Below are 7,067 nucleotides of genomic sequence, written 5' to 3'. Positions count from 1 at the left end.
GCGGCGGCCCCCGCCGCCAACGGCAGCACCACGGGCGCCGCCGCCGGGACCAGGACCTTCGCCACCCCCACCAGCCGTTTCGCCCTGCGCCCGGAACCGACGTCCCGTTTCCTGCCGGCCATCTCCGCCACCTCCACGTGCTCGGCCGCCCGGTCCGCGGCGGCGATCCGCCAACGGCTGCCCCCATGCTCCCCCCGACGGCCACCGGGGCGCAGCCTGCGGTGGGGCGGGACGCACGACCACCGGCCGGCGGTCGAGGGGCCCGCCCCTCCGGGGCCGCGGCCGCCCCAGCGGCCACCGCCCACCGGGTGGGCGCCCAATCCTGGCAGACCCACCGCCCCGGCCGCGCGGCAACGCCGTGACCAGCGGCGACGTGGGGTGCCACCGGCCGGGCACGACCGAGACATAGGCTGGGTGCCGTGACGGACACCGTGCTGCTGGACGCCGGGGTCGTGACGCGGTGCCGCCGCCGCGTGCATCTCGAACACGACCCGGAGATGACCGGCGTCGAACTCGCACCCCTGGACAGCGGCGCCGAGCAGCGGATCGCCGACGCCGCCGCCCACCGGCGGCGGGTCGCGGACGGCCTGGCCGCCCGCTTCGGAACAGGGTGGGTGGAGATCCCCCGGAACACGTCGACGGCGCGGCGGGAACTCGAAACGCTGCGTGCCATGCGGGCCGGAACCCCCTACATCTGGGCGGCGCAGCTCCCCACCGACGAACACGGCGGACGCCGAGGCGGCATCGACCTCCTCGTCCGCTGCCACGACGGCTACGTGCCGGTGCTCGTCGTCCGCCACAAGGTCACCGACCCGGGAACCGGGGCCAGGACCAGCCCCCTCGACACCCCCCTGCCCGACCTGGCCCACCCGGACCCGCACCGGAAAGTCCGCCCGCAGGCCCGCGACCAGCTGCGACTCGCACACGCGTTCCGGCTCCTCCAGGCCGCCGGGCGGCAACGGTCGGGGCGCGCCACCGGCGGTGCCATCGGGATGGACGCCGACGTCGTCGTCTGGCACGACCTGGACGCACCCACCTGGCCGGGCAACCGCACCGCCCTGGACGAGTACGACCACCGTTTCGCCGACCGCCTTGCGGTGGCCACCGCCGCCGCGTCCGGCGCGGACCCCCTGGCCACCCCCTCCCGGATCATGGAATGCCGTTCCTGCCCGTGGTGGCCGATCTGCGAGGACCGGCTGCGCTCGGCCAGGGACGTCAGCCTGGTGGTGCGGGGTGAGGACGCGGTGGCGCTGCGGGACGCGGGCATCACCACCGTCGACGCGCTCGCCGCGCTCGACCCGGAGCAGGAGGACACCCACCCCCTCCCGGTGACCTCGCTGGCCGACGCCGTCGCCCTCGCCAGGGCGTGGCGACGTGACCTCAGCCTGGTGCGCCGCTCACCGCAGGTGACCGTGCCCAGGGCCGACGTCGAACTCGACATCGACATGGAGAGCTTCGGTGACGCCGGCGCCTACCTGTGGGGCTGTTGGCTTTCGGGTGCCGACATCGGCCTGGAACCCGGCTACCGCGCGTTCGCCACCTGGGAGCCGGTCCCGACGGAGGACGAGGCCCGTTCCTTCGGCGAGTTCTGGACATGGCTGCGCCTCGTCCGCTCGCGGGCCCGCGAGCGCGGGCTGACCTTCCGCGCCTACTGCTACAACGAACTCGCCGAGAACCGCTGGATGCTCTCCAGCGCGGAGCGGTTCCCCGGCCGGCCCGGCGTGCCCACCACCAGGGAGGTCCGCGGCTTCATCAGGTCCGACCAGTGGGTGGACATCTTCGCCAGCGTCCGGGACCACTTCCTCTGCACCAGGGGGAAGGGCCTGAAGACCATCGCCCCCGAAGCCGGTTTCGGGTGGCGCGACCCCGAGGCCAGCGGGGAGAACTCGATGCGCTGGTACCGCGACGCCGTCGGGTACGAGGGCCAGGTTCCCGACCTCGACCAGCGGAACCGCCTGCTCACCTACAACGAGGACGACGTCCGGGCGACCCTCGCCGTCCGGAACTGGATGTGTTCACCCGAGGTGGCCCGCGTCCCCTTCCTCGGGGACCTCTGACGGGCTGGTTCCGTCGCCACCCTGGCCCGTGGCACTGCCTCCCCCGTTCACTCCCCGGTGTTCGGTCCGACCAGGGAGAACTGGCCGCCCTGGGGGTCCCGGCAGGTCGCGAGCCGACCGTAGGGGCTGTTCTCGGCGGCCCGCACCACCACCCCACACCGCCCCGTGACGATGTCCAGCGCGTCGTCGGTGGCGGGGACCGCGAAGACGGTCCCCCAGCCCAGGGCGGTGTCCTCGGGTTCGTCCGATCCGACACCCCGCACACCGGCCACGTCCCGCCCGTCCACGCGGATCGTCGTGTAGTCGAAGTCCGCCGCCATTGGCGGGCTGATCTCCACCCCGAACACCCTGGCGTAGAAGGAACGCGCCGTCTCGGCGTCACGGGTGGCCAACTCGGTCCAGGCAACCGCCCCCGGCTGGTCCACCAGCTGGAACCCCCGGTGCCGACCGGCCTGCCACGCCCCGAACACCGCGCCGGCCGGGTCGGTCGCCAGCAGCATCCGGCCCTCCGCCATGACGTCGGTGGGCCCCATCACGAGTCGGCCACCAGCCTCGGTGACGGCGCGAGCGGTGGCGTCGACGTCATCGCTCGCCAGGTACACGCCCCAGGTGACGGGGGCGTCCGACTCCTGGGGCTGGAACAGGCCCGCCGCGACCTTCCCACCCACCGATGCCGTGGTGTAGTAGCCGGTCTCCGGCGGCCCCTCGTCGAACTCCCACCCCAGCACGGCCCCGTAGAAGTCCATCGCGGCGCGCCGGTCGCGGGCCCAGTAGTCGGCCCAGCACGGCGTCCCCTGGTCGTAGCCTCGCGCCTCGCCCATGGTCCCCGCTCCTCCACCGAAGCGGCGGGGCGACGTCCCGCCCCGCGCGGTCGCACCACTACCGGGTAGCCGTGCTCGTCTGCCGCAAACCCGCCCCGGCGGTGGAGGAACCCCGTGGGCGTCGTGGTCGCCGCCCACGAGCCCCGGCCAGCACCTCGCCGCCCACGTGGGCCACGCCCCGGGCAGTCCACCCGCCCTGGTCCGCTCACCCGGCGCGCCCGGTCACACCCCCGCCGGGCGCGGCGGCAGACCGCAGTCGGCGATGACCCGGGTCATCGCCCGGTCGAACGCCGTCGAGGAGAAGTGCTCCCGGCAGATCTCCACCAGCTCCGCCTGCACGTCGGCCCACAGGACGTCGTCGGCGAGCAGCCGGTCACAGGCCTCGACCAGCTCGGCGGGCGACGAACCCACGAGGTGGCGGGCCAACACACCGAGGTGGAGCCCCTCCGCACCGACCGGTGTCGTCACGAAGGGCAGACCGGCCGCCATCGAGTCCACGAACTTGATCTTCACGCCGGCGCCGTAGCGCATGGGGACCACGTGCACCCGGGCGCTCGCCAGCCAGGGACGGGGGTCGGGCACCTTGCCGGTGACCTCGATGTCGTCGCCGCGCAGCGCCAACACGGCCGGCGAGGGGTCGGCGCCGATCACGCGGAGCCGCAGACCCGGGTGGCGTTCCCGCAGGCCGGGCAGCACGTCGCCGACCAGCTCGAGCACCGCCCGCTCGTTGGGGGTGCCGGGGGTGCCGTCGAAGCCGCCGAAGAAGGCCAGCCCGTCGCGCCCCTCCAGACCGGGAACCTCGACCACCGGCGGAGTCGGATAGCAGGCCACCCTGATCGGCCGGTCGGGAGCGACCGACGCCGCCCACTCGGCTTCCTCCTCGCTCACGCAGACCCCGACATCGGCCCAGGTGAACGCGGCGGTCTCCTGGTCGCGCAGTCGGGTGGCCTCCACCGCGAACCGCCGCCGCTCGTCCGAGTCCGTCGCCGTCTCGAAGTGCTGCTGCGGTCGGCGGTGGAACAGCGCCTCCGCGTCGTACACGCGGACGGCCTGGGGTTGGCTGCGGGAGATCGGCTCGCCGTGGCTGACGAAGTTGTGCGGGCGGAACGCCACGATCACGTCGTACAGCCCGGCGCGTTCCCGCCCCCACGCCTCGGGGTCCTCGACCCCCCACACCACCTCGACACCGCGCGCCCGCAGCGCCGGGGCGCACTCCCGAGCACGGTCGGGGAACGCGGCCAGGTAGGTGACCCTACCGGCGGGATGCGCGTCGACCCACGCGTCGAGCACGGCCTGCGTCCTCGGGTCGCCCCGGCCCCGGTCGGCCTGGGGAACCCGGTCGTCGATGAGCAGCACCCGGTGGGGGGCTGGCCGGTCCCGCAACTGGATCTGCCGGTGCGGAGCCTCCTCCATGCCGATGCGCGGGGGCCTGCCGCGCAGCACCGGAGCCTGGCGCCGGCGGAACACACCGTGGTTGTGCCGCATGAGCTCGGCGGCCCGCTCCGACCCCGAGCTGCCGTGCCGGACGTGCGTCACCCGGGATGCGGGCTCGACCCAGGTGAGCCATCCTCGGCGTCGGAGCTCCAAGGCCAGGTCGACGTCCTCGAAGTACGCGATCTCGTAGTCGGGGGAGAACCCGCCGGCGGCGAAGAAGGCCCGTCGGCGGATGAGCAGGCACGCGGCCGAGGCGTAGTCCACGACGCGGGGGAACAGGTCGTCGAGCTGGGTACGCTCCGCGTCCCACGCCTGGCACCAACCGTCGCCGCCGATGACGCTGCCCGCTTCCTGGAGCTCTCCGTCCTGACCGAGCAGCACCGGGGCGACCGCACCCACGTCCGGCCGGCGGTCCAGCACCGCGAGCAGCGGTTCCAACCAGCCTTCGGAGAGTTCGACGTCGGCGTTGAGGAAGCAGACGAGCTCGGTGTCGGCCTGCCGCACCCCGAGGTTGCACCCGGCGCCGAACCCGAGGTTCTCCCGCAGCCGCAGCAGGGTGACCTCGGCGCGGTCGGTGAGACGTTCCTCCAACCAGTCCGCCGTCCCGTCCAGGGACGCGCTGTCGACCACGACGACCCGGTAGGGGACGGTGGTGTGCTTGCGCAGGCTGTCCAGGCAGTTCATGACGAGGTCGCCACCACCGTGGCTGACCATGACGAAGGTGACGGCCCTCGTCGCCGGCACGTCGACGGCGGCCCCGTTCACGAGTCCCGAACCTTCCCGTAGGCGTCCCGCAGCGGTCGGGTCCACCGCACGAGCTTCGTGTGCTGCCAGGCCTCCAGCTCACGCCGGAGCTCCGCCTCCCTGGCCGCGGCGGCGGCGTGCGCCGCGCGTTCCGCCTCCAACTCGGCCCGGACCTGGTCGGTCTCACCGCGGGCCTCGCGGGTCTCCTGCCAGGCCGAGGTGAGGGCCTCCACCAGTTCACCGCGTTCCAACAGCACCCGTTGCCGCAGCCGCGAGTTGGCCTCGCGCAGCGCCGTGTTCTCGGCGGCGAGCTCCACCGCCCGGCGGTCGAGGTGGCCGCCGCGCCGACCGAGGGTCTCCTCGGCGATGAGGGCCACCGCGTCGAAGTGCTCGTCCAGCCGCCGACGGGCCAGGGTGACGGGGCTGGGTGCGTCGACGGGGGCGAGGGCGGCGCGTACCGCGGCCGGGAGACCTCCCAACGTCGGGGCCACCTGTTCGGGCCGTCCGAACTCGCGGATCGCCGGGCTGTCCTCGCCTTCCGGGTCGAACAACACCCAGGGCGTGCCCACTCCCGCCGAGGCGGCCGCGGTGTGTTCGTCGCCCGCGATGACCAGGGACGCCCCGGCGAGGACGGCGAGGCGGTCCTCGACCACCAGACCGGCGGGGAGCCGGTACGCCTCCCCCGGCGGGGTGGGCGCCAACCAGCTCGGCGCGTCGGTCACGGCCGGGCCGGTGGGCAGGACGACGACCGGGGGGACGGGGCCAGGGCGACCAGCGGAGGTCAGTGCCCGGCGGAGCCGTCCGGTGAGCCGCTCGACGAGTTCCGGTCCGGCCGAGCCGGGGACGGCGCTGGGCAGCACGACGTAACCGTCGTCCGCCGGCAGCCGCCCCAGCTGGCGGAGCTGGCGGCGGAGCGAGGTCATGGCCGCCTCGTCCAGCCACCGGCCGGCGAGGATCCCGGGGTGGGGGAGGACGACGGGGTCGAGCTCCACGGCCGGGTCGAGGCGCCGCGCCGAGGTGAGGAGCCGAGTCCGGGAACGCTGGTCGCGCACGGCGCACCGGGGTTGCCGCGCGGCCGCCCGGACGACCTCCTCGGACGGGAACGGGGCGACCCGCACCCCGGACCACACCACGGGGTGGTCGGTTTCGAGGTCGGCACCCAGGCCGTGGTCCAGCAACCCGGCGGCACCCTCGGCGCGGTCGTCGCCGTACCGCGCCGTGAGGGAGCCCGGCTTGCCGGCCAGCGGGAACGACGGTGCGACGAGCGTGAACGTGGTCGTCTCGGCCAGCCGGTGGCGTCGGCCGGCATCCGACGGCCCGAGCGGTTCGGCGGTGTCGGTGACGGCGGTGTTGGGCGAGGCGTTCCAGCCCAGGGGTGCGAGCGTGGTGATCCGCCAGCCCGGCAGGCGGGCCCCGATCTCCTCACGCACCAGCCAGGGCAGCAGCTGGTCACCGAAACCGGCCGTGTCCGAACTGGACCAGAGGGCGGCCGCTCCTACCACTGGTGGACTCGAAGGATCTGGCACGCCCGCACTGTATCCAAGCCGCCGCGAGCGGCGTCCCCGAACCAGGGAAAGCCCGGCCAGGTGTGACCAGCCCGGGTTGGCGGTGCCTCGCCAGCGGCGGCGTGACCGGAAGTCCATCGGGGTACGCACCCTTCCTGATCGTTCCGGCCAAGGCCGGACCAGCCGGACCGGAAGCGCCAGGGGAGGACGGGTTCCGCGGCACGCATCCCCCACCCACCCCGGGGGGACGACCCCGAGGCCAGTCTATCGGGGGAGGAGGTCCTGCCGGGCGGCTCGGCGCTGGACCTGTGGATGGCGCGTCCCCTGTGCACAACCCGGGCCGGGTGGGCTTCGCGACCCACGCCCCCGTCGGAACGAACCGGGAAGATGGCGCTCCGTTCCTCCGATGACGTCCCGGGCGTCGCCGGTGGCCGGCCCGCCGGCCTGGCGGAGGCGCGGTCGCCGCGCACCGGCCTGCGGCGGTGCCAACCGGCCCGCGCGTCCCG

The 7,067-nt window shown here is 74.5% G+C and carries 4 protein-coding genes; 1 reads left to right on the top strand and 3 read right to left on the bottom strand.

The genetic code is table 11. From position 1 onward, the window contains the following. Positions 1-419 precede the first annotated feature (419 nt). Positions 420-2,057 (top strand): TM0106 family RecB-like putative nuclease, encoded by a 1,638-nt coding sequence (locus ACTIDRAF_RS0203730; protein WP_016697376.1) that lies wholly within the window; start codon positions 420-422, stop codon positions 2,055-2,057. A gap of 47 nt (positions 2,058-2,104) precedes the next feature. Here ACTIDRAF_RS0203730 and ACTIDRAF_RS0203725 read toward each other — a convergent pair whose 3' ends face one another. The 3 genes from ACTIDRAF_RS0203725 to ACTIDRAF_RS0203715 all read right to left on the bottom strand — a co-directional run bounded on the left by ACTIDRAF_RS0203725 (position 2,105) and on the right by ACTIDRAF_RS0203715 (position 6,582). Continuing rightward, the gene (locus tag ACTIDRAF_RS0203725; RefSeq protein ID WP_016697375.1) at positions 2,105-2,878 is read right to left on the bottom strand and encodes a VOC family protein; all 774 of its coding nucleotides are present in this window, start codon (positions 2,876-2,878) and stop codon (positions 2,105-2,107) included. A gap of 222 nt (positions 2,879-3,100) precedes the next feature. Continuing rightward, positions 3,101-5,077 (bottom strand): glycosyltransferase, encoded by a 1,977-nt coding sequence (locus tag ACTIDRAF_RS0203720; protein WP_016697374.1) that lies wholly within the window; start codon positions 5,075-5,077, stop codon positions 3,101-3,103. Then, the gene (locus ACTIDRAF_RS0203715) at positions 5,074-6,582 is read right to left on the bottom strand and encodes a hypothetical protein (RefSeq protein WP_157162826.1); all 1,509 of its coding nucleotides are present in this window, start codon (positions 6,580-6,582) and stop codon (positions 5,074-5,076) included. Before ACTIDRAF_RS0203715 ends, ACTIDRAF_RS0203720 begins: the two co-directional genes overlap by 4 nt. Positions 6,583-7,067 lie beyond the last annotated feature (485 nt).

Origin of the sequence: Actinoalloteichus spitiensis RMV-1378, from assembly GCF_000239155.1 — a bacterium.
Taxonomy (GTDB): Bacteria; Actinomycetota; Actinomycetes; order Mycobacteriales; family Pseudonocardiaceae; genus Actinoalloteichus_B; species Actinoalloteichus_B spitiensis.
Note: the sequence above shows the minus strand (reverse complement) of the source record. Positions and strands in the feature narration are given on the sequence as shown.